Consider the following 235-nt stretch of genomic DNA (forward strand, 5'->3'; position numbering starts at 1 on the left):
CGCATCCTTCATTTTACGGATATGTTGGGATACGGCAGGAACACTCATTTCAAGAATGTCAGCAATATCGCAAGGACACAGTTCATTCTCTATGTTCAATAGAAATAGAATTTTCAGTCGTACCTCGCTTCCCGCAAGAGACAAAATTTTGCTTATTGCTTCTAAGCTACCTGAAGAATTCTCTATGGTTTCCTTACATCTCGATATTTGCTTCTTGTCTGCTTCGTTCCGTGTA

Annotated in this window: 1 protein-coding gene; it reads right to left on the bottom strand. The window is 40.0% G+C overall.

Translation table 11 applies throughout. From position 1 onward, the window contains the following. Positions 1-235 (bottom strand): ArsR/SmtB family transcription factor (locus RM529_RS17990; protein WP_311486094.1); only part of this gene is annotated, 235 nt, incomplete at both ends.

Source organism: Autumnicola edwardsiae, assembly GCF_031846505.1.
GTDB classification, from domain to species: Bacteria; Bacteroidota; Bacteroidia; order Flavobacteriales; family Flavobacteriaceae; genus Autumnicola; species Autumnicola edwardsiae.